The following is a 22,477-nucleotide window of genomic DNA, read 5'->3' on the forward strand; positions in this document are numbered from 1 at the left end:
CCCCGAGCGAGAAATGCATAGCAGTTATCGACCCGCCGCCTCCCGTTCGCCCCGGGCGGGGGGGCGGAACTGCCAGACCTGCGCCTCCAGCAGCTTGCCGACCTCCTCGCGCACACAGCGGAACAGCTGTTTCATGGCCGGCGTGGCGGGCCGTTTGGTCGACATGGCGACCGACAGCACGCTGGGAATCGTCGGGTTGACGATGGGACGCACGCTCAGCAGGCCGCGCGACACGAGGTGGGCCACCGCGCCGTAGGGCAGGAAGGTGTAGCCGTACCCCTCTTCCGCAAAGCGGATGAGGGAGTTCATGCCGTCGATCTCCAGCGTCACGTTGGGCCGTGCGCAGATATCGGCGGCGGCCGAGTCGATCACTTCCCGCAGGCCGTGCAGCGGGCTGGGCAGCACCAGGGGCAGCTTCAGGGCCTCGGCCAGGTCGATGGGCGCGTCGGTGTCCATCACGCCATGGCCCGCCGCGCCAACGAGCATCAGCTCGTCGGAGATCAGGGTGTCCAGCGCCAGCTTGGCCCGCTTGGGCGCGTTGTAGATCACCGCCACGTCGACCTGGCCGGTCACCAGCCATTCGAGCACGTAGCCGCTGACGGCGTCCCGCACCCGCAGCGACACCGCCGGGAAGTCCTCGTTGAACCGCGTGACCAGGGGCACGAGCAGGAATTCGGCGAGCATGGGCGGGATCCCCAGCACCACGCTGCCGGCGGCGGTCTTGCGCAGCGCCTGCATCTCGTGCACGGCCGCATCGGCGCGGTCCACGATGTCGGTCGCCAGGCTCAGGAAGCGCTCACCGGCCTCGGTCAGCGCCACCCCGTGGCCCGTGCGACGCAGCACGGGCGAGCCGAGCTCCTCTTCGAGCAGCTGCAGCTGGCGGGTCAGGGCGGACTGGGTGACGCCGACGAGGGTCGAGGCGCGCGACAGGCTCTCGGAGGAGGCGATGGCGATGAAATAGCGAAGCTGGCGCAGGTCCATGGAACGAGAGGCGGGAGACACCGGCCGTCATGGCCGGGAAAGGGGGGGGCCTTGGGCGGCGGCAGCATAGCACTGATACCTGTTATTCATTGTCCGGGCCGGGCGCCCGCGGGATAGTTACCGCACTCTTATTTCGCCCACAGCCTGATGCAATGAATCCCACAAGAGACAAGACGACGGACAAGGAAGTCCGCCTGCTGGCGGTCACCTCGATCCTGGGGTACGGCTTTCCTGAAATCGCGCTGCAGCGAGGCATGGAGGCCAACCCGCACCTGATCGGTGCGGACGCCGGCAGCACCGACCCCGGCCCTTACTACCTCGGCGCGGGCAAGCCCTTCTGCTCGCGCCTGGCCATCAAGCGCGACACCCGCCTGATGCTGCTGGCGGCCGTGCCGCGCGGCATCCCGGTGGTGATCAGCACCTGCGGCGGCGCCGGCGGCGAGCCGCACCTGCAGTTCATGGCCGAACTCGTGCGCGAGATCGCCCGCGAGGAAAAGCTCGACTTCAAGCTGGCCCTGATCCACTCCGAGCAGGACAAGGGCTTCATCAAGCGCCAGCTGGCCGCGGGCAAGGTCAAGCCGGCGTCGCAGCGACCGCCCCTCACCGCGCAGCAGGTCGATGACGCCGAGCGCATCGTCGGCCTGATGGGCCCCGAGCCCATCATGAGCGCCCTGGAAGGCGGCGCGCAGGTGGTCCTGGCGGGCCGCGCGACCGACCCGTCGATCTGGGCCGCGGGCGTCCAGCGCGCCGGCCTGCCGCCCGAGATGGGCTGGTACGCCGGGAAGATGCTGGAGTGCGGCGCCGAGCCCGCCGCGCCCAAGCGCGACGGCTGCCTGCTGGCCCGCGTCCACCGGGACTACATCGACCTCGAGCCGACCAACCCGGAGCAGGCCTGCACCCGCCTCTCGGTGGCCAACTTCGCGCTGCACGAGAACCCCAGCGCCATCCACCACTACGAGCCGGGCGGCATGCTCGACACCTCGGAGTGCCGGTTCGAGCAGCTGACCGATCGCATCGTGCGCGTCAGCGGCATGAAGTGGCACCCCGCCGACGTCTACACCGTGAAGATGGAAGGCGTGCAGCGCGTGGGCTTCCGGGCCATCGCCATGTGCGCCACCCGCGACCCGGTGCTGATTCGCGGCATCGACGACTACCTGGTGCGGGTCCGCGCCATCGTCGACGAGAAGACCCGCAACTTCGGCGTCCCCGCGGGCGGCTACCAGCTGGCGATCCGCTGCTACGGGCTGAATGGCGTGATGGGCGAGCGCGAGCCGCTGAAGGCCACCGCGGCCCATGAGCTGAGCTTCATCATCGAGGCGATGGCGCCGACGCAGGAGGTCGCCAACGCCGTCGTCGCCATCTCCCGCACCACCATGCTGCACGCCGACTTCCCCGGCCGCCTGTGCAAGGAGGGGAACATGGCCATCCCGTTCTCGCCGGCCGACGTGGAGCTGGGGCCCAGCTACGAGTTCAGCGTCTATCACATCGTCGACGCCGAAGACCCGTACCACCTGTTCCCCATCGAATACGCCGACGTGAAAGGCCAGCCATGACCTGCATCCGTGAACTCGCCAGCGTCTGCAAGAGCAAGAACGCCGGCCCCTTCGAGCTGACCATCGACGTGATCTTCGGCTCGGACGAACTCTTCGAGCGCGTCGCCGCCACCGGCATCCTGAGCGCCGCCCTGTTCGCCCGCCTCTACCACGTGGAGGAGTCGCAGGTGCTGTTCATGCCGTACCCGCCGGCGCGGGCCTTCAAGGCCACCCTGCCGCGGCTCATCCCCGCCGGCGCCTTCGGCGACAGCGACGTGTACGGCGCGCAGCAGCATGCGCCCCTCCTCGAGGTCGACATCCCGGTCTGACCGGCGCCCTTCGAACCTCCCCTCGCCCCGAGAACACCCCCGCAAGAGACCTCCATGACCCAAGACCGCAAGATGAGCCTGATCGGCTTCCTGCAGGCGCAGAACTGCTCCACCTACCCGGGCAGCTGGCGCCATGTGGGCAGCGACCCCGGCTATCTCACGCCCGAGTACTACCAGTCCATCGCCCGCACGCTGGAAGCCGGCATGTTCGACATGGCCTTCTTCGACGACCGCCTCGCCATGCCGGACATCTACTCCGGCGACCATTCGCAGACGGTCGCGGCCGGCGTGCGCGCCATCAAGCTCGACCCGCTGGTGGTGCTGTCCGCCATGGCCGCGGTGACGACCCGCCTCGGCCTGGGCGCCACCTACTCCACCACCTACTACGAGCCCTACCACGTGGCCCGCACCTTCGCCACGTTCGACCTCATGAGCAAGGGCCGCGCCGCCTGGAACGTGGTGACCTCGCTGAACGACTCCGAGGCCGCCAACTTCGGCAAGGACGAACACCTGGAGCACGACCTGCGCTACGACCGCGCCGACGAGTTCCTGGAGACCACCCTGGGCCACTGGGACACCTGGGAGGAGGGCGCGCTGGTCCAGGACAAGGAGACCGGCGAATTCGCCCGTCCCGAGAAGGTCAAGCGGCTGGACCACCAGGGTGAGTTCTTCAAGTCGCGCGGTCCCTTCACCGTGCCGCGCTCGCCGCAGGGCCAGCCGGTGCTGATCCAGGCCGGCCAGAGCGGCCGCGGCCGGGCCTTCGCGGCGCGCTGGGGCGAGCTGCTGTTCGTGGTCTACCCCAACCTGAACCTGGCCAAGAAGCAATATGCCGAGATGAAGGCCGCCGTCGCCGCCGCCGGCCGCGACCCGGCCAAGGTGCGGATCGCGACCGCCTGCCACGTGGTGGTGGGCGAGACCGACGAGATCGCCCGCCAGAAGTTCGAGTACATGGACGCCCTGGCCAAGCCGATCGATGGCCTGACGCTGATCTGCGAGGTCCTGAACACCGACTTCTCCACCCGCGACCTGGACGCGCCCTTCTCGGACGAGGAGATGGCCGGCATCTCCGGCTGGCAGACCTTCCGTGACCGGGTGGTCGCCCTGTCGGGCAAGAAGAATCCCTCGGTCCGCGACTTCGTCGAGTACTCCAAGCGCGCCCGACTGCGCGAGTTCAACGTCTTCATCGGCTCGCCCAAGACGATCGCCGACGAGATGGAGCAGTGGTTCAAGGAAGGCGGCTGCGACGGCTTCGTGCTCTCGCCCACCCACATGCCCGGCAGCTACGAGGACTTCGTGCGCATGGTCGTGCCCGAGCTGCAGAAGCGCGGCCTGGTGCGCACCGCGTACGAGAGCGACACCCTGCGCGGCAACCTGGGCCTGGACATTCCCCTGGCCGGCGACTGGAAGGCGGAGAGCGGCCCCGACTCGCGCGCCGCCGCCATCAAGGGCGTCTGACCGGGCCATGGACCAGCCTCGCCCGCCTCTCACGATCGAACGCCCGGTGCGTCTCGCCATCCTCTGCTCGTCGTGGCACGCCGACATCGTCCACCGGGCCCGCGACAGCGCGCTGGCGGAATTCGAGCGCCACGGGGTGCCGCGGGAGCAGGTCGACCTGTTCCAGGTTCCCGGCGCGTTCGAGATCCCGCTCCTCGCCCAGAAGCTGGCCACCCGCCAGCGGTACGACGCGATCATCGCGATCGGGCTGGTCGTCAATGGCGGCATCTACCGGCACGAGTTCGTCAGCACCGCGGTCATCGATGCGCTGATGCGCATCCAGCTCGACACGGAGGTGCCGGTGATGTCGGCCGTCCTGACGCCGCGGGACTTCCATGACCACGACGACCACCTGCGCTTCTTCTCGGAGCACTTCGTCAAGAAGGGCATCGAGGTGGCGAGGGCCTGCCTGGGAACCCTCGCGCTCCACCACGCGCTGGAGGACACCGCCGCCGTGTGACGGCGCCGGTGCCGCCGCTTCCCGTCGTCCCCGACGTCACGGGGGGCGCGCGCTCCCTCAGAGCCGATAGAAGTGCCTGGCGGTGCCGAGGAACAGGGCCTGGCGCTCGTCCTGCGAGCAGGCTGCGGCCACCCGCTTGAACGCATTCCAGAGCGTGCCGTAGCTGCACACGCCCTTGTCCACCGGGAAGTTGCTCTCGAACATGCAGCGCCCGGGGCCGAAGGCCTCGATGCAGGTCTCGAGGTAGGGCCGCCAGGCCGCAGCCAGTTCCTCCGACGACACCGGAACGTCGGTGGAGGCGAAGGGGAAGCCCGCGCGGGGCATGCCCAGGCCACCGAGCTTGACGCAGACATGGCCGTGCCTCGCGAGAGCCGCGATGGCCTCGCGCCAGGCCGCGAAGACCTCGGCGCGATGACCTTCGAAGGGGCCGATGCCCAGGGGGCCGCCGACATGGTTCAGCACGATCGGCGTGTCCGGGCAGTGCCGGGCCAGCTGGATCGCGTCGTCCAGCTGCGTGTGGTAGACCCACAGGTCCAGGCTCAGGCCCAGGCGGCCCACCGTCCTCACCCCCGCCTGTACCACCGGGTCCAGGAGCATCCCGCGCGGCGGGCCGTCGGCCGGGCCCGCCAGCGCCGGGTGGTCGCTCCAGGCTGCGCGGCACCGGATCCCGCGGAAGCGGCCCTTCCCGGCTTCGGCATGGGCCTGCAGCACCTCCTCGACCCGGGCCCCCAGCTGCAGGTCGGCCCAGCCCACGATGCCCTGGCACAGGGCCACGCCCCGTCGGGCGGCGAGTTCCGCCTGGGCCACCGCGAACTCGGTCTCGCCGACCGGGCGCAGGTGCTCCGGGCCCTGCGCCCGGTAACGCGCCTTGCACTCGACCAGGACGGTCGCCTCGACGGCATGGCCCGCCTGGAGGTCGTCCAGCAGGTCGCCGGCGTGGTAGGGCGAGGACTCCTCATCCCAGAAATGGTGGTGGGAATCCACGATGCGCTGCCCGGGGTCCAGCACCGCCTCGCGGCGCAGCGCGAGCCAGTCGGGGCGGACATGCGGGAAATTCGCTTTCTTGTATGAGGGGTTGAAGGCGTGCATGGGGCTGGAAGGGGTTGCGGCTCGCCGGGGACGGGCCACGCCGCGTCATTCTTGCCCGCGCACCGCAGTCTCGACTTCGGCGCGAGACGCATATCTGGTATCCGAACTTTCGCAAGGGTGCTTCTTCATACTTGCCCGGCCGCGTGTGCAGCACGGCCCTACAAAACAAGAGACGGAGACAAGCCACCATGAAGAAACTCAAGATCGCCGTCGCCTCGGCGCTCCTCCTGCTGGGATCACTGGCGCAGGCCAACGGGTACCCCAACAAGCCCATCAAGATCATCGTGCCCTATGCGCCGGGGGGCTCGTCGGACCTGTCGGCGCGGCTGCTGGCCGAAGGACTCACCGCACGCCTGAAGACCCAGGTCCTCGTCGAGAACATGCCGGGCGCGACGGGCAACATCGGCACCCGGGCGGTCGCCAAGGCCAAGCCGGATGGCTACACGCTGCTCCTGGGCTACGACGGCACCCTGACCATCAACCCCTGGGTCTTTCCCAGCGCCAACTTCGACACCCTGAAGGACTTCGTGCCGGTCAGCAAGATCGCCGATTCCACGCTGATCCTGGTGGCCAACAACGACCTGCCGGTGAAGAACGTGAAGGAGATGATCGACCTGGCCAAGGCCCGGCCCAATTTCCTGGACTACGCCACGACGGGCGTCGGCAGCACGCCGCACGCGGCCGGCGAGATGATGAACCAGCAGTTCGGCATCAACCTGCGCCACATTCCCTACTCGGGTGGCGCGCCCGCCATGACGGCCGTCATGGGCGACCACGTGAAGATGGTCTACACGGCGGTCGGCACGGCCGTCACCTTCATTCAGTCGGGCAAGATGAAGGCCCTGGGCGTCTCCGCTCCCAAGCGCGCGGCCGCCCTGCCCGACGTGCCCACCTTCACCGAGCAGGGCGTGCCCGGCTTCGACCTGAACTCGTGGTTCGGCATCCTGGCGCCCGCCGGCACGCCCAAGGCCATCGTCGACCAGCTCCAGCGCAACATCAAGGCCGTGGTCGAGAGCCCGCAGTACCGTGAGCGCTACATCGCCGCCGGCCTGGAGCCGGTGGGCAACACGTCGGAGGAGTTCGGCGCCCAGATCAAGGCCGACCTGGCCCGCTGGGGCGCCATCGTCAAGAAGGCGAAGATGGTGGCGGAGTGACGGGACCGGGGCGCCGGCGGTCCATGCCGGCGCGAAACCCTCCACCGCAATGAAAAAGGGGCGCCTCGCGCCCCTTTTTTTCGTCAGGTCCGACTCGCTCAGCGCCAGGCGCCCTTGTTGCCGCCGAAGCCGCCACCGCCGCCACCGCTGCGGCCGCCACGGCCACCGCCACCGCCGCCGCCGCCACCCCGGCGGCCGCGGCCGCCCATGCTGTCGACGCTGGTGCGCAGCGGGTCGGGCTGGCCGTCGTTGCCGCGCTTCACATGCTCGGCGTCGCGCAGCACGAAGGGGCTGTTCTTCTGGTGGGCGCCGGCGCGGGGCTGGGCGTCGTCGTCGAAGCGGCGGGGCTGCTGCGAGCGGTTGCCCTGGCCACCCTGGCCACCGTGACCGCCGCCGCCATGGCCGCGACGGCCCTGGCCGCCGTTGCCGCCGTTGCCGCCCTGGCGCGGGCCCTGCTGGGGCTTGGCCTGCTGCGGGCGGGGCTGGCCGTCACCGCCGCCCTGGCCGTCGCCGCGGGCCTTCTGGCCGCCACGGCCGCCGCCGTTGCCGGCCTTGTTGGTGCGGATGCGCTCCATCATCTCCTGGCGCGCGGCCTTGGCGGCCGCGGCCATGACCTCGCGGCTCGGCGGCTTGCCGGCGCCGCCCCAGATGGTCTGGCGGCCCATGGCGATGGGCTCGGCGCGCTCGCCTTCCTCGGGGCCGAAGCCCTCCACCGGCTGCACCGGGATCTGCTGCTTGGTGAAGCGCTCGATCTCCTGCATGAAGCCTTCTTCATCGAGGCACACCAGGCTCACGGCCTGGCCTTCCTTGCCGGCGCGGCCGGTGCGGCCGATGCGGTGGACGTAGTCCTCGGGCACGTTGGGGATCTCGTAGTTCACCACGTGCGGCAGGTCGTCGATGTCGATGCCGCGGGCGGCGATGTCGGTGGCCACCAGGGCGCGGATCTCGCCGCTCTTGAAGCCGGCCAGCGCCTGGGTGCGCGCGCCCTGGCTCTTGTTGCCATGCAGGGCCATCGCGGTGATGCCGTTCTTCTCGAGGAATTCGGCCACGTGGTTGGCGCCGAACTTGGTGCGGGTGAACACGAGCACCTGGCTCCAGTCGTTGGTCTGGATGATGTGCGCCAGCAGCGCCTTCTTCTTCGTGCGGCCCACCGGGTGGACCACCTGGGTGATGCGCTGCACCGTGGTGTTGCGCGGCGTGACCTGGATGCTTTGCGGGTTCTTCAGCAGGCCATTGGCCAGGTCGCGGATCTCGTCGCTGAAGGTGGCGGAGAACAGCAGGCTCTGCTTGTCCTTCGGCACCAGGGCCAGCACCTTCTTCACGTCGTGGATGAAGCCCATGTCCAGCATGCGGTCGGCTTCGTCCAGCACCAGGATCTCGACCGTGGTCAGGTCCAGGTGGCCTTGCTGTGCCAGGTCCAGCAGGCGGCCGGGGGTGGCCACCAGGATGTCCACGCCCTTGCGGATGCGGTCGATCTGCGGGTTCATGCCCACGCCGCCGAAGATGACGGTGGAGGTCAGCGGCAGGTACTTGCCGTACAGGCGGATCGACTCCTCCACCTGGGCGGCCAGCTCGCGCGTGGGCGTGAGCACCAGGGCGGCGATGCCGTCCTTGCCGAACTTGTTGGTCTTGCTGTGGCCCTTGGAGAGCTTGTGCAGCAGCGGCAGGGTGAAGGCCGCGGTCTTGCCGGTGCCGGTCTGGGCGCCGGCCAGCAGGTCATGGCCCTCGAGCACGGCCGGGATGGCCTGGGCCTGGATGGGGGTGGGCGTCTCGTAGCCCTGTTCGCGCACGGCCTGGAGGATGGCGGGTGCCAGTTGGAGTTCTTCGAAATTCATGAATGGGTGCGCCTGTATCCATGGCGCAAGGGATCGGCCCGAACGGTGCCAAGGAAGGCGACCGAGCCAGTCAGGGGGCAGATCGTTTCAGGGTTGGGAGCTGGCGGCAGGTTCGCTGGGTGGAAGGCCGCACCGTCCCCGGCAGGAATGCCGGCGCCACGCCAACTGGATGCGTGGACAGCGCGGATTGTCGCACGGATCGCCGGCGTGCGGGGCGTTCCCGGCCCGGCGGCCTGATAATCAGGGGTTTTCCGCGGGCCGCCACGCCGGCCCGGCGCATCGCCGGTGGCCCCTTGCAGGGGCCTGCACGGTCCCCAGTTTCGAACATCACAGGCTACGAGAAGCACATGGCGCAATACGTCTATTCCATGAACCGGGTCAGCAAGACTGTCCCGCCCAAGCGGCAGATCCTCAAGGACATCTCGCTGTCGTTCTTCCCCGGCGCCAAGATCGGCGTGCTGGGCCTGAACGGCTCGGGCAAGTCCACGCTGCTGAAGATCATGGCCGGCATCGACAAGGAGATCGAGGGCGAGGCCATCCCCATGGCCGGCCTGAAGATCGGGTACCTGCCGCAGGAGCCGCAGGTGAACGCGGAGAACACCGTCCGCCAGGAGGTCGAGGAGGCCCTGGGCGAGGTGAACACCGCCAAGGCCAAGCTCGAGGAGGTCTACGCCGCCTACGCCGAGCCCGACGCCGACTTCGACGCCCTGGCCGCCGAGCAGGCCCGCCTGGAGGCCATCATCGCCACCTCCGGCACCGACTCCGAGCACCAGCTGGAGATCGCCGCCGACGCCCTGCGCCTGCCGCCCTGGGACGCCAAGATCGGCCTGCTGTCCGGCGGTGAGAAGCGCCGCGTCGCCCTGTGCAAGCTGCTGCTGTCCAAGCCCGACATGCTGCTGCTCGACGAACCCACCAACCACCTGGACGCCGAATCGGTCGACTGGCTGGAGCAGTTCCTGCAGCGCTACCCCGGCACCGTGGTCGCCATCACCCACGACCGCTACTTCCTGGACAACGCCGCCGAGTGGATCCTGGAACTGGACCGCGGCCACGGCATTCCCTACAAGGGCAACTACAGCACCTGGCTGGAGCAGAAGGAAGCCCGCCTGGAGCAGGAGCAGCGCACCGAGGACGCCCGCACCAAGGCCATGAAGAAGGAACTGGAGTGGGCGCGCCAGAACCCCAAGGGCCGCCAGGCCAAGAGCAAGGCCCGCCTGGCCCGCTTCGAGGAGCTGAGCGACTACGAATACCAGAAGCGCAACGAGACGCAGGAAATCTTCATCCCCGTCGCCGAGCGCCTGGGCACCCAGGTCATCGAGTTCAAGAACGTCACCAAGTCCTTCGGTGACCGCGTCCTGATCGACAACCTGAGCTTCAACATCCCGGCTGGCGCCATCGTCGGCATCATCGGCCCCAACGGCGCGGGCAAGTCCACGCTGTTCAAGCTGATCGCGGGCAAGGAGAAGCCGGACTCGGGCGAGGTCGTGATCGGCCAGACCGTGAAGATGGCCTACGTCGACCAGTCGCGCGATGCCCTGTCCGACGACAAGACCGTGTGGGAAGACGTCTCCGGCGGCCTGGACATCCTCAACGTGGGCAAGTTCCAGATGGCCAGCCGCGCCTACTGCGGCCGCTTCAACTTCAACGGCGGGGACCAGCAGAAGAAGGTGGGCATGCTCTCCGGTGGTGAGCGCGGCCGCCTGCACCTGGCCAAGACCCTGATCGCCGGCGGCAACGTGCTGCTGCTGGACGAACCGTCGAACGACCTCGACGTGGAAACCCTGCGCGCCCTGGAAGACGCGCTGCTGGAGTACGCCGGCAGCGTGCTGGTCATCTCCCACGACCGCTGGTTCCTGGACCGCATCGCCACCCACATCCTGGCCGCCGAAGGCGACAGCCAGTGGGTGTTCTTCGACGGCAACTACCAGGAGTACGAGGCCGACAAGAAGCGCCGCCTGGGTGAAGAAGGCGCCGCGCCCAAGCGCGTTCGCTACAAGGCGCTGAAGTAAGCCGCTTCAGGCTTCCAGCGCTGTCAGAGATCGAGGGCTGCGGGCAACCGCAGCCCTTTTTCATTGAGGCCCTTGGCGGCCAGCACGGCGCGCAGCGTGGCCCGGGCCACCGCCTCGGCGGCCATCACCGACAGCACCAGCATGCCGGGGTGGCTTGCGGCCTTTCCGGTGGCCAGGGCGAACAGGGTGTCGCCGTCGGCCACGGTGTGCACCGGGTTGATGGTGCGCGCCAGCCCGTCGTGGCCGGCCTGGGCCAGGCGGGTGGCCTGGGCCTTGTCCAGGGCGGCGTCGGTGGCGACGATGCCGATCGTGGTGTTGGTGCCGGCGAGCATCGCCATCGGGGCCTCGCCCGCGAGCAGCGCGCGGCGGGTGTCGCGCAGCGCGGCGCCGTCGGCCGTGCGCGCGCCGGCGACCAGGCGGCCGGTGGCCGGGTCGACCACGTCGCCCATGGCGTTGCAGGCCACCAGGGCGCCCACCGTCACGCCGCCCAGGCGGACCGAGGCGGTGCCGATGCCGCCCTTCATGGCGAACTGCGGCCCGAAGACCTTGCCCACCGTCGCGCCCGCGCCGGCGCCCACGCAGCCCTCGGCCAGCGGCCCCGGGCCGGCCGCTTCGCAGGCCGCGAAGCCGGCCGCGGCGTCGGGCCGCACCGCGGGGTCGCCCACGCCGAGGTCGAACAGCACCGCCGCCGGCACGAGGGGCACGCGCACCGGGCCCACCGGCAGGCCGATGCCGCGGCCCTCCAGCCAGCGCACCACGCCCGAGGCGGCGTCGAGCCCGAAGGCGCTGCCGCCCGTGAGCAGCACCGCATGCACCTGCTGCACGGTGTTCAGGGGCGAGAGCAGGTCGGTCTCGCGGGTGCCCGGCGCCGCGCCGCGCACGTCGACGCCGGCCACCGCGCCCCCGCGGGCGATCACCACGCTGCAGCCGGTGGGCCCGCGCGCGTCGGTGAAGTGGCCGGCCTCCAGGCCGGGGACGTCGGTGAGGGCGCCGGCCGGGGCGGCGAGGAGGGCGGACAGGTCGTTCGTCATCTCAGTCGCTGCGCCACTGCGGCAAGGTGAAGCCGGAGGCCAGCGCCAGGGCGCGCAGGCCGGTGGCGGTGGCGGCGCCAGCGAGCAGGGCCACGCCGGCCGGGGCGCCGAAGGCCTGCGCGCCCACCAGAACCCAGCCGCCCAGGAAGCCGCAGACCGCGTAGGGCTGGTGGTCGCTGAAGGCCCTGGGGATCTCGTTGCACACGATGTCGCGCAGCACCCCGCCGAAGACCGCGGTGATCATTCCCATGAGGACCGCCACGATCGCGGGCATGCCCTGGGCCAGCGCGATCTGCGTGCCGTGCGCCGTGAACAGGCCCAGGCCGATGGCGTCGGGCCACTGCGCCGCGCGCAGGGTGGGGGAGAGGTGGCGGGCGCGCATGAAGGCCATCGCGCCCACCGTCAGCCCCAGCAGGATCCAGAGCCAGCCGGCATGCTCCACCCAGAAGAAGGGACGCCGGTCGAGCAGCACGTCCCGCATGGTGCCGCCGCCGAAGGCGGTGAGGCCCGAGACCACGCACACGCCCACCGCGTCCATGCGCTTGCGCACGGCCTCGACCAGGCCCGACAGCGCGAAGGCGAGGGTGGCCGCCGCCTCGAAGGCGGTCTGGACCAAGGTGAGGGTGAACCAGCTGGACGTTTGCATGCGGCGATGAAGGCCGCAGTATCGCCGAGCCGGCCGGGGCTCATTTCTTCAGCTCGGTCTTGTGGCTGATGATGCGGCCCACCAGGCCGTAGGCGATGGCCTCGTCGGCCGAGAGCCAGCGGTCACGCTCGATGTCCGCGATCACCGCCTCCAGCGGCTTGCCGGTCTCGCGCGCGATGGTGCGGGCGATGCGCTCGCGCGCCTTGATGATTTCCTGCGCGTGGATCGCGATGTCGCTGGCCTGGCCGCCCGCGCCGCCCGAGGGCTGGTGGATCAGGAAGCGGGTGTTGGGCAGGCAGAAGCGCCGCTCGCGCGGCACCGCCAGGTACAGGTGGGTGGCGGCGCTGCCCACCCAGCCCGTGCCGATCATGCGCACCGGCGCGGTGATGAAGCGGATGATGTCGTGGATCGCGTCGCCCGACTCGAGGTGGCCGCCGGGCGAACTCACGAACATGTCGATGGGGGCGGGCGAGTCCGCGTCCAGCGCGATCAGGCGGCGCGCGACATCGCTGGCGGCCACGTCGCTGATCTCGCCGAACACCAGCACCGTGCGCGACTTGAACGCCTTCTCCTCGAGGAAGGCGTTGCGCGGCTCGGCGGTGGAGGGCGCATGGGATTCGGTTTCCAGGCTGTGCGGGCGGTGCATGCGGGACATGGGGCCTCCGTGGCGATGCGCGCATGATGCACCCGGCCGCGGCCCGGCGCACCCCCGGGCGCCGCGGCAGACGCCCGTCAGCGGCCGTGTCCTACAGGGGGGCGCGCCCGCCGGAGGACAGGCCGGCATCGCTGGGCTTTCTAGAGTGGGCCGGGCGCCGGCGCGGTGCCGGCGGGCCAGACCCACCACCCAGGAGGCTCCATGATCGATGACCCCATCAGCGAATCCCCCTTCCCCGCCAGTGGCGCGTCCGCGGGGGCGGGCACGGCCACCACCGGCCTGGGCGGCATGGGCCTGGCGGGCGGCGCGGCCGAGGTCGACGCGCAGGGGCGCGTGCAGCGCGTGGCCCAGAAGGCCCACGAGGCCGTCGACCGGATGGAGCAGGCCATCGGCGTCGGCAGCGAGCGCATGATGGACTGGCAGCAGGAGTGGAGCGAGTCCGCCCGCGAGCAGGTGCGGGCCAGCCCGCTGGCGGCGGTGGGCGTCGCCTTCGTCGCCGGCATCCTGTTCAACAAGCTGTTCATGCGCTGAGGCGAGGGCCCGGCGCCACGCGCACCCGCGACGGACGCGGCGCGCCGCCGCTCAGTCGTGCAGCGAGGAGAGGAACTGCTTCAGCTCCGGCGTGCGCGGCTGCGAGAACAGCTCCTCGGGCGGGCCCATCTCGTGCACCCGGCCCTGGTGCATGAAGATCACGCGGTCGCTGACCTTGCGCGCGAAGTTCATCTCGTGCGTGACCATCAGCAGGGTCATGCCCTCGTCGGCCAGGCCCTCGACCACGCGCAGCACCTCGCCCACCAGCTCGGGGTCGAGCGCGCTGGTGATCTCGTCGCACAGGAGCACCCCCGGCTCCATGGCCAGCGCGCGGGCGATCGCCACGCGCTGCTGCTGGCCGCCCGAGAGCTGGTCGGGCATGGCGTCGAACTTCTCGGCCAGGCCCACGCGGGCGAGCAGCTTGCGCGCCTGGGCCCGGGCTTCGGCGCCGTCCTTCTTCTTCACCAGCGTGGGCGCCAGCATCACGTTGCGGCCCACGCTCAGGTGCGGGAACAGGTTGAACGACTGGAAGATCATGCCCACGCGCTGTCGCAGCGCGCGCATGGCGGCGGGGTTGTCGTGCAGCAGGGGCTGGCCGTCGACGGTGAGGGCGCCGTCGTCGAAGGTCTCCAGGCCGTTGATGCAGCGAAGCAGGGTGCTCTTGCCCGAGCCGCTCTTGCCGATGATGGCGATCACCTCGCCGGGGGCGACCTTCAGGTCGATGCCCTTGAGGACCTCGTTCGGTCCGAACGACTTGCGCAGGGCGGCGATGTCAACGATGGGCCGCATGAAGCTTCTTCTCCAGGGTATGGGCGTACAGGCTGATGGGGTAGCACAGCGCGAAATAGAGCAGCGCCACGCAGGTGTAGACGACGAAGGGCTTGAAGGTGGCGTTGGTGATCATGGTCCCGGCCTTGGTCAGCTCCACGAAGCCGATCACCGAGGCCAGGGCCGTGCCCTTGACCACCTGCACCAGGAAGCCCACGGTGGGCGGCACCGCGATGCGCAGCGCCTGCGGCCCGATCACCCAGCGAAGCTGCTCGGTGAAATCGAGCGCCAGGCTGCGCGCCGCCTCCCACTGGCCGCGCGGGATCGCGGCCACGCAGCCGCGCCAGATCTCGGTGAGGAAGGCGCTGGTGTACAGCGTCAGGGCCACAGCCGCCGCCACCCAGGGCGAGGTGTTGATCCCGAACAGGGCGATACCGAAGTAGGCGAGGAACAGCTGCATCAGCAGGGGCGTGCCCTGGAACAGCTGCACGTAGCCGGCGACGGCGCGCTGCAGGCCGCGTCCGCCGCGCAGGCGCGCCACCAGCAGCAGCGCGCCGACCAGGCCGCCGCCGACGAAGGCGATGAGGGAGAGGGCGACGGTCCAGCGCGCGGCCAGCAGCAGGTTGCGCAGGATGTCCCAGAGGGAAAACTCGATCATGCGTTCACCGCCCGAAGATGAAGCGCGGGCCGGCCCAGTTCAGGAGGCGGCGCACGGCGACGGCCAGCGCCAGGTACAGGGCGGTGGCGATGATGAAGGACTCGAAGGCCCGGAAGTTGCGGCTCTGGATCAGGTTGGCCGCGTAGCTCAGTTCCTCGGTGGAGATCTGGCCGCACACGGCCGACCCCAGCATGACGATGATGATCTGGCTGACCAGCGAGGGCCACACCTTGCGCAGCGCCGGCGGCAGCACCACCCGCAGGAACACCTGCGTGCGGGTGAGGGCCAGGCTCACCGCCGCCTCGACCTGGCCGCGCGGCGTGGCCGCGAGGCCGGCGCGCACGATCTCGGTGGCGTAGGCGCCGAGGTTGATCATCATCGCGATCACCGAGGCGGCCTCCGGCGACAGGCGAACGCCCGCCGCCGGCAGCCCGAAGAACACGAAGAACAGCTGCACGATGAAGGGCGTGTTGCGGACCACCTCGACGTAGCCGCCGACGACCCACCGCAGCCAGGCCGGGCCGTGCTGGCGGGCCCAGGCGCCGGCCACGCCGACGGCCAGGCCGACGAGGCTGGCGATCGCGGTGAGGGCCAGCGTCCAGGCCACGCCCCTGGCGAGCAGGGGCCACTGTTCGAGGACGGCCAGGAAGTCGAGCGTGATGCGCATGCGTGCGGTGTCCGTGGCGCGTTACTGGGGCAGGTCGCCGGCCGGGCGGCCCAGCCACTTCAGGGCCATCTTGTCGAGGTCGCCCGACTTCTTGCCCTCGGCGATGATCTCGTTGACCTTGGCGCGCAGCTTGTCCTCGCCCTTGCCCACGCCGATGTAGTTGGGCGAGTCCTTCAGCACGAACTTGAACTCGGTGCCCAGTTGCGGGTTCTTGGCCATCATCGCGCCGGCCACCTGCGCGCCGGCGGCGAGCAGCTGCACCTGGCCGGCCACGTAGGCGGAGATGGTGGCGTTGTTGTCCTCGAAGCGGCGGATCTCGGCGCCCGAGGGGGCCAGCTTGGTCAGCTCCATGTCCTCCACCGAGCCGCGGGTGACCGAGAGCGACTTGCCGGCCAGGTCCGCGGGCGCCTTGACTGCGGCGGCCTTGGGGCCGAACACGGCGAGGAAGAAGGGCGAGTAGGCGGCGGTGAAGTCGATCACGCGCTCGCGCTCCGGGTTCTTGCCCAGGGTGGAGATCACCAGGTCGGCCTTCTTCGTCTGCAGGTAGGGGATGCGGTTGGCGCTGGTCACCGGGACCAGTTCCACCTTCACGCCCAGCTTGGCGCCGATGTAGTGGGCCATGTCGATGTCCAGGCCCTGGGGCTTGAGGTCGGTGCCGACGAAGCCGTAGGGCGGGAAGTCGGTGGGGATGGCGACCTTGATCTCCCTGGCCTTGACGATGTCGTCCAGGGCGGACTGCGCGTGGGCGGTGCCGGCGGCGGCCAGGGTCAGGGCCGCCAGGCCCAGGGCGAATTGGCGTTTGTTCAGGGTCATAGCACTTCTCCGAGGTAGGTCGATCCGGCGGACCGGGGTTTGCGGGGGGAAACTCGTTCGGCCTTGCTTGTATGCAAGTCTTGTGCCCCAGGGCTCACGGGGGCGAGGGCGGCGCGCAGCCGGCCCAGCGGGTCGGCCGCCTCGGGCGGGCGCAGCTTGGCCGACCAGGTGCGCAGGTGGTCCACCATCAGCGCCTCGGCGCGGGCCCGGTCGCCGGCGGCCAGCGCCTCGACGATCTGCACGTGCTCGGCGCACGACTGGGCCGCGTCCTCCGGCGTCTGCCAGCGCATCGCGATGAGGGTGGTGCGCGCGGTGAAATCGCGCAGGGTCTCGGCCAGCAGGCCGTTGCCCAGGCACTCGGCCAGGCAGACATGGAAGTCACCGAGCAGGAAGCTGCGCAGGCCCACGTCGGCGCCGGCCACGGCGGCCTGCTCGCGGGCGATGTGGTCACGCAGCGTGCGCAGGGCCTGCGCGTCGGGCAGGGGCAGGGTGCGGATCAGGCCGGTCTCGATGACGCGGCGCGCCTCGAAGGCCTCACGCGCCTCCTCGGGCGAGTGCTCCACCACGTACCAGCCGCGGCGGGCGCTGACGGTGACGATGCCGCGCGCGGCCAGCCCGGTGAGGGCCTCGCGCACGATGGTGCGGCTGCAGTCGAACAGCAGCGCCAGCTGCTGCTCGCCCAGGCGGGAGCCGGGCGGCAGCTTCTGCGCCATGACGGCTTCGAGGATGCGGTCGCTGATGTCGCTGGCCTGGGGCATGGCCAGCGTGTATGCATCAGGCGTGCCAGCTTGTATGCAAGGCTGGTGCACCTCGGGCGGGCGCGCCGCGGTCCTTCAGCGGCGCCCCTGCACCAAGCGGGAGCCGGTGCGCGTCGCGCCGCGCACCGGCACGGCGCATTGGGGAACTTGCGTGTTCGCCGGTCAGGCCGTGAGGGCGACCCGGCCCAGGCCGGCCACCTCGCCTTCCACGCGGGCGCCGGCCGGCGCCAGGATCAGGCCGGTGCAGGTGCCGGTGGTGATCACCTGGCCGGCGCGCAGCGGCAGGCCGCGCGCCTGCGCGTGGCGGGCCAGCCAGGCGATCAGGCGCATCACGTCGGGGGCCACGTGGCCGCCGGTGGTGTCGGCCACGCACTGGCCGTCGAACCACAGCTGCGTGCGCAGGGTGCGCAGGTCGATCGCGCGCAGGTCCGCCTTCACCGGGGCGCCGAGCACCAGCGCGCCGTGGCTTTGCAGGTCGGCCAGCTTGGCGGGCACGGGGGCGTTGCGGCCCTCGGCCAGGCGGGTGTCGACGATCTCCAGGGCCGGCATCACCGCGTCGATGGCCGCGGCGATCGCCTCCGGCGGCAGCAGCGCGTCGCCGGGCAGCAGGTCGGCGCCCAGGCGCACCGCCACTTCCAGCTCCATGCCGCGCAGCGAGCGCGCCGGCACGGCCACCGGCGTTCCCTGGCTCACGACCACCGAGGCCGGCAGGGGCGCGCAGTTCGGCTCGGCCTGGTCGTTGGCGGCGCCGACCTTCCAGCCGGCCACCGGGCCGAGCCGGGCGATCAGCTGGTCCTGCACGGCGTAGGCCTGGGCCGCGTCGGCCACGGGCACCTCGGCGTTGGCGAGGCGGTCGGCGCCTTGCCAGGCGCGGGCCAGGGCATCGGCGATGGGGAGGGGGGCGAAGGCAGTGTTCATGGCCGCGCGATCATAGAGGGCGGCCGGGCGATTGCCCCTGGCGACCGGCCCCGTGCGCGACACCGCCTACACTCGCCGCGCAAACCAATCCCCGGGAGACAGGCTGTGCGAATCCTCATGACCGGCGCCACCGGCTTCATCGGCGGCGCCCTGGCGCGGGCCCTGCTGGCGCAGGGCCACGAGCTGGTGTGCGCGGTGCGCAACCCGGCCCGGCTGGACCTGGGCCCTGGCGCCTGGCGCGCCCTCCAGGCCGACCTGGAGTCCGTGCCTGCCGCCGCCTGGTGGCAGCCCCACCTGCAGGGCGTGGATGCCGTGGTCAACGCGGTGGGCATCCTGCGCGAGGGCAACGGCCAGTCCTTCGAGGCGCTGCATGCCCGCGCGCCCATCGAGCTGTTCATGGCGGCGGCCGCGGCCGGCGTGAAGGCGGTGGTCCAGGTCTCGGCCCTGGGCGCCGACGACGAGGCGCAAAGCCGCTACCACCTCTCCAAGAAGGCCGCCGACGACATCCTGCGCGCGCTGCCCGTGGCGGGTGCCGTGGTCCAGCCCTCGGCGGTCTACGGCCCCGGCGGCTCCAGCGCCATGATGTTCAACACGATGGCCCTGCTGCCGGTGCTGGCCCTGCCCGGCGCGGGCGGCATGGCCATGCGCCCGGTGCACGTGGACGACGTGGTGGCCGGCATCCTCGCCGTGCTGGCGGCGCCGCCCCGGCCGGTGGCCACCATCGCCTTCGTCGGCCCGAAGAACCTCACCCTGGCCGAGTACCTCCACGAGCTGCGCGGCGCGCTGGGCGGACGCACCTGGCTGCCCGTGGTGCTGTCGATGCCGCGCGCCGTCTTCCTCTACGCCGCGCGCCTGGCCGCCTTCGTGCCGGGCAGCGCGCTCGACGCCGATACCGCCGGCATGCTGCTGCGGGGCAACACCGCCCCGGTGGAGGCCTTCCAGCGCCTGCTGCACCGCCTGCCGCGGCCGGTCTCCCAGTTCATCCCGCCGGGGCAGGCCGCCGCCGTGCGCGGGCAGACGCTGCGCGGGCTCGCCCGGCTGGCGCTGCGCGTCGCGCTCGGCGTCCTCGCCGTCGCCGCCATCTTCGCCGCCGCCTGGTTCATCTGATCGCGTTGCCATGCCGTCCCTCAAGCTGTCCGTCCTCGACCAGTCCGTGGCCCGCGTGGGCCAGCCCCAGGACCAGTCCATCCGCGATACCCTGGCCCTGGCCGAGCGCTGCGAGGCGCTGGGCTACGAGCGCTTCTGGGTCAGCGAGCACCACAGCATCCCCGCCCTGGTGGGCACCGCGCCCGAGGTGCTCATGGCCGCCATCGCCGCGCGCACCCGCCGCATCCGCATCGGCAGCGCCGGGGTGATGCTGCCGCACTACGCGCCGTTCAAGGTGGCCGAGCAGTTCCGCGTGCTGGACGCGCTCGCCCCGGGCCGCATCGACCTCGGCGTGGGCCGCGCGCCCGGCGGCGACATGCGCACCGCGCGCCTGCTCAATCCGCGCAGCGCCGCCAGCACCGGCGACGACTTCCCGCGCCAGGTGATGGAGCTGCAGGCCTGGGTCGACGGCGAGGCCATGCCGCCGGGCCACCCCGGCCACGGCGTCAACATGCTGCCCATGTCCGACACCGCGCCCGAGGTCTGGATGCTCGGGAGCTCGGGCTACGGCGCGCAGCTCGCGGCGCACCTGGGCCTGCCCTACGCCTTCGCCTGGTTCATCACCGACGGCGACGGCGCGCGCGAGGCGCTGGACCTGTACCGCGCCACCTTCCGGCCCGGCGTCATCGACCGCCCCCGCGCCACGTTGTGCCTGTGGGCGCTGGCGGCCGAGACCGAGGAGGAGGCCTGGTTCCAGTTCCGCAGCCGCGAGCGCGCCCGCATCGACCGGCTCACCGGCCGCTTCGGCCCGCTGCTGCCGCCGCAGCAGGCCCAGCGCGAGTACGCGCCGGCCGAGCGCGCGCAGGCCGAGGACCTGCGCCGGCGCTCCTTCGTCGGCAGCGCCACGCAGGTGCGGGACCGGCTGCTGGCCCTGGCCGAGGAGCTGTCGCTCGACGAGCTGGTCATCGTGACCTGGACCTGGGACCCGGCGGTGCAGCGCCGCTCCTACGAGCTCCTGGCCGAGGCCTTCGCGCTCGCGCCGGGCTGATCGGGGGCCGCCTGCGGGCATGCCGCTTGCCGGCGGGAAGGTTTCGACCTTTACCGCCAAGGAGCGCCATGACCATCAACCTCTTGCAAGACCGGGGAACCGCGCTGGACGACCAGCGCTTCACCTGGAAGGAACTGGTGCGCAAGCCCCTGTCCAAGCTGGACGACGACGCCTTCTCCCGGGTGCGCGTGATCCTCATGAACGGCGTCGAGCTCGACGCGCTGCGCCTGCAGCAGGTGCTGCTGCGGATGCTGCGCGAGGGCCGCGAGGACATCGCCCGCCTCATGCGGGTGGAGCACCTGCAGGCCACCGCGATCAACTGGATGCTCTCGGCCGACCACTCGCCGCTGGAGACCACCATCGCCTACGAGCAGGTAGCCATCGAGGTCACGGCCTCGGTGGCTCAGCTCGAGCCGGACCCGCGCATGGCGCAGGGCTACCGCTTCGGGCTGCTGGAGGACTTCGACCACCTGTATCGCTACGCCGCGCTGCTCGATCGCCTCGAGGGGCGGGACGCCAACAACATCCTCCAGGGCTACACCGACATCGTCCCCGGCCGGCCGACGATGGTCCACCACCGCTCGCCCGAGAACGACCTGATGGCGCCCTATGGCAGCGACGCGCCCCTGGCCACCCGCCTGCACGCCATCACCCTGGTCGGCGGCGAGTACCAGACGCACGACTACTACATGGTCGCGGGGCCGCAGTTCACCGACCCGGTGGCGCGGCTGCTCTATGCCGAGATCGCCTCGGTCGAGGCGCAGCACATCACCCACTACGGCAGCATGCTCGACCCGGACGAGACGCCCCTGCAGAAGCTGCTGCTGCACGAGGCGGCCGAGGTCTGGAACTACCAGGCGTGCGCACAGCAGGAGAGCGACAGCGCCCTGCGCGCGCTGTGGGAGCGGTTCCTGGACTACGAGCTGGGCCACCTCCAGGCGGCCATCGCGCTGTTCAAGGACGTCGAGCGCCGCGACCCGGCCGAGGTGCTGGGCGACGGGCGACTGCCGCCCGGCATCGCCTATCGCAGCCAGCGCGAGTTCGTGCGCCAGGTCCTGGCCGCGGAGGTGCCGCTTCGCAAGGACGGCGTGCGCTTCGTCGACGAGGACCAGGAGGCGGTGGCGTCCATCCGCTGGCGCAACCACCTGAATGCGCAGGGCTCGCCCTCGCAGCGGGTCTCGGCCGGCTACCAGTGGGCGCCCGGCACCGAGCTCAATCGCGACCTGGCCGGCGCCGGCCAGGCCGCCGTCGTCTGAAGGAGCGGATCATGGAGAACACCGTCGAGACCGGCCTGAACCGCACGGGCCTGGACATGGCGCCCGGGAGCAAGGACGAGATGGTCCGCTTCGCCCGCGACGCCGCCACGCAGGAGCCGGCCGCCGCGGCCGGCGCGCAGGCCCTGGCCGGCCTGCGCCGCGACTACGCGATGGAGGCCGACCGCATCGGCTCGGTGCCGGTGCCGATGCGCCTGCGCGGGCTGGCCACCGCCGCCGCCGACACCCTCCAGGGCCACCACGGCGCGGTGCTGGTCGACAAGCTGGGCGAGCGCCTGGCCTACGAGCGCACCGGCGTGCGGCTGTACGAGGCGATGGAGGTCAAGGTGCGCGCCGCGCGCGGCGGCGCCCTGGTGGAGGTCGAGGCCCTCGCGCGCATGCGCGACGACGAGGAATCCCACTTCCACCTGGCCTCCCGCTGCCTGGTGAGCCTCGGCGCGGACCCGACGGCGATGACGCCCTGCGCCGACACCGCCGGTGTGGCCGGCTCCGGCCTGCTGCAGGTGGTCTGCGACCCGCGCACCACGGTGGCCCAGGCGCTGAACGCGCTGCTGCTGGTCGAGCTGGGCGACGGCGCCGGCTGGGAGCTGCTGGTCGAACTGGCGCAGGAGGGCGGCCACCCCGACATGGCCCAGGCCTTCACCGTGGCCCTGGACACCGAGCAGCGCCACCTCGCCCAGGTGCGGGGCTGGCTGCGGCAGTCCGTGCTCGAGGAGGCGCGCTGACCCGCGTGCTGACGGA

Annotated in this window: 23 protein-coding genes; 11 read left to right on the forward strand and 12 right to left on the reverse strand. The window is 71.2% G+C overall.

Going from position 1 to position 22,477, the window contains the following annotated elements:
* Positions 1 to 24 precede the first annotated feature (24 nt).
* On the reverse strand, positions 25 to 981 hold the full coding sequence (locus ACT80S_RS05615; protein WP_377413672.1) for a LysR family transcriptional regulator: 957 nt from the start codon (positions 979 to 981) through the stop codon (positions 25 to 27).
* Between the two features lie 152 nt (positions 982 to 1,133).
* On the opposite strand from ACT80S_RS05615, the gene ACT80S_RS05620 reads away from it, so the two are divergent.
* From ACT80S_RS05620 to ACT80S_RS05635, 4 genes are read left to right on the forward strand one after another with little or no spacing between them, the layout of a single operon-like run.
* Positions 1,134 to 2,534 (forward strand): acyclic terpene utilization AtuA family protein, encoded by a 1,401-nt coding sequence (locus tag ACT80S_RS05620; RefSeq protein WP_377413675.1) that lies wholly within the window; start codon positions 1,134 to 1,136, stop codon positions 2,532 to 2,534.
* Positions 2,531 to 2,842 carry a DUF4387 domain-containing protein gene (locus tag ACT80S_RS05625; protein ID WP_377413678.1) on the forward strand — a complete coding sequence of 104 codons (312 nt, stop codon included), beginning with the start codon at positions 2,531 to 2,533 and terminating at the stop codon, positions 2,840 to 2,842. Before ACT80S_RS05620 ends, ACT80S_RS05625 begins: the two co-directional genes overlap by 4 nt.
* Positions 2,843 to 2,896: 54 nt before the next feature.
* Entirely contained in the window at positions 2,897 to 4,297 is a 1,401-nt protein-coding gene (locus ACT80S_RS05630; protein ID WP_377413681.1) for an LLM class flavin-dependent oxidoreductase, read from the forward strand.
* 7 nt (positions 4,298 to 4,304) lie between these two features.
* Positions 4,305 to 4,796: a 6,7-dimethyl-8-ribityllumazine synthase gene (locus ACT80S_RS05635; protein WP_377413684.1), complete on the forward strand. Its 492-nt coding sequence runs from the start codon at positions 4,305 to 4,307 to the stop codon at positions 4,794 to 4,796.
* Positions 4,797 to 4,853: 57 nt separating this feature from the next.
* Here ACT80S_RS05635 and ACT80S_RS05640 read toward each other — a convergent pair whose 3' ends face one another.
* Positions 4,854 to 5,885 (reverse strand): amidohydrolase family protein, encoded by a 1,032-nt coding sequence (locus tag ACT80S_RS05640; protein ID WP_377413687.1) that lies wholly within the window; start codon positions 5,883 to 5,885, stop codon positions 4,854 to 4,856.
* A gap of 188 nt (positions 5,886 to 6,073) precedes the next feature.
* Between ACT80S_RS05640 and ACT80S_RS05645 the strand changes: the two genes are divergently transcribed.
* The gene (locus ACT80S_RS05645; protein WP_377413690.1) at positions 6,074 to 7,039 is read left to right on the forward strand and encodes a Bug family tripartite tricarboxylate transporter substrate binding protein; all 966 of its coding nucleotides are present in this window, start codon (positions 6,074 to 6,076) and stop codon (positions 7,037 to 7,039) included.
* A gap of 98 nt (positions 7,040 to 7,137) precedes the next feature.
* Here ACT80S_RS05645 and ACT80S_RS05650 read toward each other — a convergent pair whose 3' ends face one another.
* Positions 7,138 to 8,874, reverse strand: a complete 1,737-nt coding sequence (locus ACT80S_RS05650; RefSeq protein WP_377413692.1) for a DEAD/DEAH box helicase — start codon at positions 8,872 to 8,874, stop codon at positions 7,138 to 7,140.
* Positions 8,875 to 9,221: 347 nt separating this feature from the next.
* Here ACT80S_RS05650 and ettA point away from each other — a divergent pair, with 347 nt between their 5' ends.
* Positions 9,222 to 10,883, forward strand: a complete 1,662-nt coding sequence (gene ettA, locus ACT80S_RS05655) for an energy-dependent translational throttle protein EttA (RefSeq protein ID WP_377413695.1) — start codon at positions 9,222 to 9,224, stop codon at positions 10,881 to 10,883.
* Between the two features lie 23 nt (positions 10,884 to 10,906).
* Here ettA and ACT80S_RS05660 read toward each other — a convergent pair whose 3' ends face one another.
* From ACT80S_RS05660 to ACT80S_RS05670, 3 genes are read right to left on the reverse strand one after another with little or no spacing between them, the layout of a single operon-like run.
* Positions 10,907 to 11,914 carry a P1 family peptidase gene (locus ACT80S_RS05660; RefSeq protein WP_377413698.1) on the reverse strand — a complete coding sequence of 336 codons (1,008 nt, stop codon included), beginning with the start codon at positions 11,912 to 11,914 and terminating at the stop codon, positions 10,907 to 10,909.
* Position 11,915: 1 nt separating this feature from the next.
* Positions 11,916 to 12,560, reverse strand: coding sequence for a trimeric intracellular cation channel family protein (locus tag ACT80S_RS05665; protein WP_377413701.1), 645 nt, complete (start codon positions 12,558 to 12,560; stop codon positions 11,916 to 11,918).
* A 40-nt stretch (positions 12,561 to 12,600) separates the two neighbouring features.
* Positions 12,601 to 13,215: an ATP-dependent Clp protease proteolytic subunit gene (locus tag ACT80S_RS05670; protein WP_377413703.1), complete on the reverse strand. Its 615-nt coding sequence runs from the start codon at positions 13,213 to 13,215 to the stop codon at positions 12,601 to 12,603.
* Positions 13,216 to 13,416: 201 nt separating this feature from the next.
* On the opposite strand from ACT80S_RS05670, the gene ACT80S_RS05675 reads away from it, so the two are divergent.
* Positions 13,417 to 13,746, forward strand: a complete 330-nt coding sequence (locus ACT80S_RS05675; RefSeq protein ID WP_377413705.1) for a hypothetical protein — start codon at positions 13,417 to 13,419, stop codon at positions 13,744 to 13,746.
* Positions 13,747 to 13,797: 51 nt separating this feature from the next.
* Here the strand turns inward: ACT80S_RS05675 and ACT80S_RS05680 are convergent, their stop codons facing one another.
* The 6 genes from ACT80S_RS05680 to ACT80S_RS05705 form a co-directional block, all read right to left on the reverse strand.
* Positions 13,798 to 14,535, reverse strand: a complete 738-nt coding sequence (locus ACT80S_RS05680) for an amino acid ABC transporter ATP-binding protein (RefSeq protein ID WP_377413707.1) — start codon at positions 14,533 to 14,535, stop codon at positions 13,798 to 13,800.
* Positions 14,519 to 15,172: an amino acid ABC transporter permease gene (locus ACT80S_RS05685; protein ID WP_377413710.1), complete on the reverse strand. Its 654-nt coding sequence runs from the start codon at positions 15,170 to 15,172 to the stop codon at positions 14,519 to 14,521. The genes ACT80S_RS05680 and ACT80S_RS05685 overlap by 17 nt, the downstream gene beginning before the upstream one ends.
* Before the next feature lie 4 nt (positions 15,173 to 15,176).
* Complete coding sequence (locus ACT80S_RS05690; protein WP_377413712.1) at positions 15,177 to 15,839, reverse strand: amino acid ABC transporter permease; 663 nt, start codon at positions 15,837 to 15,839, stop codon at positions 15,177 to 15,179.
* Positions 15,840 to 15,860: 21 nt separating this feature from the next.
* A complete protein-coding gene (locus tag ACT80S_RS05695) occupies positions 15,861 to 16,652 on the reverse strand; it encodes a transporter substrate-binding domain-containing protein (protein ID WP_377413715.1) in 792 nt (263 codons plus the stop codon).
* Positions 16,649 to 17,410, reverse strand: a complete 762-nt coding sequence (locus tag ACT80S_RS05700; protein ID WP_377413717.1) for a GntR family transcriptional regulator — start codon at positions 17,408 to 17,410, stop codon at positions 16,649 to 16,651. Before ACT80S_RS05700 ends, ACT80S_RS05695 begins: the two co-directional genes overlap by 4 nt.
* A 162-nt stretch (positions 17,411 to 17,572) precedes the next feature.
* Complete coding sequence (locus tag ACT80S_RS05705) at positions 17,573 to 18,328, reverse strand: 2-keto-4-pentenoate hydratase (RefSeq protein ID WP_377413718.1); 756 nt, start codon at positions 18,326 to 18,328, stop codon at positions 17,573 to 17,575.
* A 105-nt stretch (positions 18,329 to 18,433) separates the two neighbouring features.
* Between ACT80S_RS05705 and ACT80S_RS05710 the strand changes: the two genes are divergently transcribed.
* The 4 genes from ACT80S_RS05710 (at position 18,434) to ACT80S_RS05725 (ending at position 22,461) form a co-directional block, all read left to right on the forward strand.
* A complete protein-coding gene (locus ACT80S_RS05710) occupies positions 18,434 to 19,435 on the forward strand; it encodes an NAD(P)H-binding protein (RefSeq protein ID WP_377413720.1) in 1,002 nt (333 codons plus the stop codon).
* Between the two features lie 10 nt (positions 19,436 to 19,445).
* A complete protein-coding gene (locus ACT80S_RS05715; protein WP_377413723.1) occupies positions 19,446 to 20,462 on the forward strand; it encodes an LLM class flavin-dependent oxidoreductase in 1,017 nt (338 codons plus the stop codon).
* Positions 20,463 to 20,530: 68 nt separating this feature from the next.
* On the forward strand, positions 20,531 to 21,718 hold the full coding sequence (locus tag ACT80S_RS05720) for a hypothetical protein (RefSeq protein WP_377413726.1): 1,188 nt from the start codon (positions 20,531 to 20,533) through the stop codon (positions 21,716 to 21,718).
* 11 nt (positions 21,719 to 21,729) lie between these two features.
* Positions 21,730 to 22,461: a ferritin Dps family protein gene (locus tag ACT80S_RS05725; protein ID WP_377413729.1), complete on the forward strand. Its 732-nt coding sequence runs from the start codon at positions 21,730 to 21,732 to the stop codon at positions 22,459 to 22,461.
* Positions 22,462 to 22,477 lie beyond the last annotated feature (16 nt).

The organism is Ramlibacter sp. MAHUQ-53, from assembly GCF_052600055.1.

Coding starts and splice junctions, on each gene's coding strand:
- ACT80S_RS05650 (WP_377413692.1), bottom strand. CDS start 8,874: ATGAATTTCGAAGAACTCCAACTGGCACCCGCCATCCTCCAGGCCGTG.
- ACT80S_RS05615 (WP_377413672.1), bottom strand. CDS start 981: ATGGACCTGCGCCAGCTTCGCTATTTCATCGCCATCGCCTCCTCCGAG.
- ACT80S_RS05645 (WP_377413690.1), top strand. CDS start 6,074: ATGAAGAAACTCAAGATCGCCGTCGCCTCGGCGCTCCTCCTGCTGGGA.
- ACT80S_RS05690 (WP_377413712.1), bottom strand. CDS start 15,839: ATGCGCATCACGCTCGACTTCCTGGCCGTCCTCGAACAGTGGCCCCTG.
- ACT80S_RS05620 (WP_377413675.1), top strand. CDS start 1,134: ATGAATCCCACAAGAGACAAGACGACGGACAAGGAAGTCCGCCTGCTG.
- ACT80S_RS05705 (WP_377413718.1), bottom strand. CDS start 18,328: ATGAACACTGCCTTCGCCCCCCTCCCCATCGCCGATGCCCTGGCCCGC.
- ACT80S_RS05725 (WP_377413729.1), top strand. CDS start 21,730: ATGGAGAACACCGTCGAGACCGGCCTGAACCGCACGGGCCTGGACATG.
- ACT80S_RS05665 (WP_377413701.1), bottom strand. CDS start 12,560: ATGCAAACGTCCAGCTGGTTCACCCTCACCTTGGTCCAGACCGCCTTC.
- ACT80S_RS05715 (WP_377413723.1), top strand. CDS start 19,446: ATGCCGTCCCTCAAGCTGTCCGTCCTCGACCAGTCCGTGGCCCGCGTG.
- ACT80S_RS05680 (WP_377413707.1), bottom strand. CDS start 14,535: ATGCGGCCCATCGTTGACATCGCCGCCCTGCGCAAGTCGTTCGGACCG.
- ACT80S_RS05695 (WP_377413715.1), bottom strand. CDS start 16,652: ATGACCCTGAACAAACGCCAATTCGCCCTGGGCCTGGCGGCCCTGACC.
- ACT80S_RS05640 (WP_377413687.1), bottom strand. CDS start 5,885: ATGCACGCCTTCAACCCCTCATACAAGAAAGCGAATTTCCCGCATGTC.
- ACT80S_RS05660 (WP_377413698.1), bottom strand. CDS start 11,914: ATGACGAACGACCTGTCCGCCCTCCTCGCCGCCCCGGCCGGCGCCCTC.
- ACT80S_RS05635 (WP_377413684.1), top strand. CDS start 4,305: ATGGACCAGCCTCGCCCGCCTCTCACGATCGAACGCCCGGTGCGTCTC.
- ACT80S_RS05720 (WP_377413726.1), top strand. CDS start 20,531: ATGACCATCAACCTCTTGCAAGACCGGGGAACCGCGCTGGACGACCAG.
- ettA (WP_377413695.1), top strand. CDS start 9,222: ATGGCGCAATACGTCTATTCCATGAACCGGGTCAGCAAGACTGTCCCG.
- ACT80S_RS05630 (WP_377413681.1), top strand. CDS start 2,897: ATGACCCAAGACCGCAAGATGAGCCTGATCGGCTTCCTGCAGGCGCAG.
- ACT80S_RS05670 (WP_377413703.1), bottom strand. CDS start 13,215: ATGTCCCGCATGCACCGCCCGCACAGCCTGGAAACCGAATCCCATGCG.
- ACT80S_RS05700 (WP_377413717.1), bottom strand. CDS start 17,410: ATGCCCCAGGCCAGCGACATCAGCGACCGCATCCTCGAAGCCGTCATG.
- ACT80S_RS05675 (WP_377413705.1), top strand. CDS start 13,417: ATGATCGATGACCCCATCAGCGAATCCCCCTTCCCCGCCAGTGGCGCG.
- ACT80S_RS05625 (WP_377413678.1), top strand. CDS start 2,531: ATGACCTGCATCCGTGAACTCGCCAGCGTCTGCAAGAGCAAGAACGCC.
- ACT80S_RS05685 (WP_377413710.1), bottom strand. CDS start 15,172: ATGATCGAGTTTTCCCTCTGGGACATCCTGCGCAACCTGCTGCTGGCC.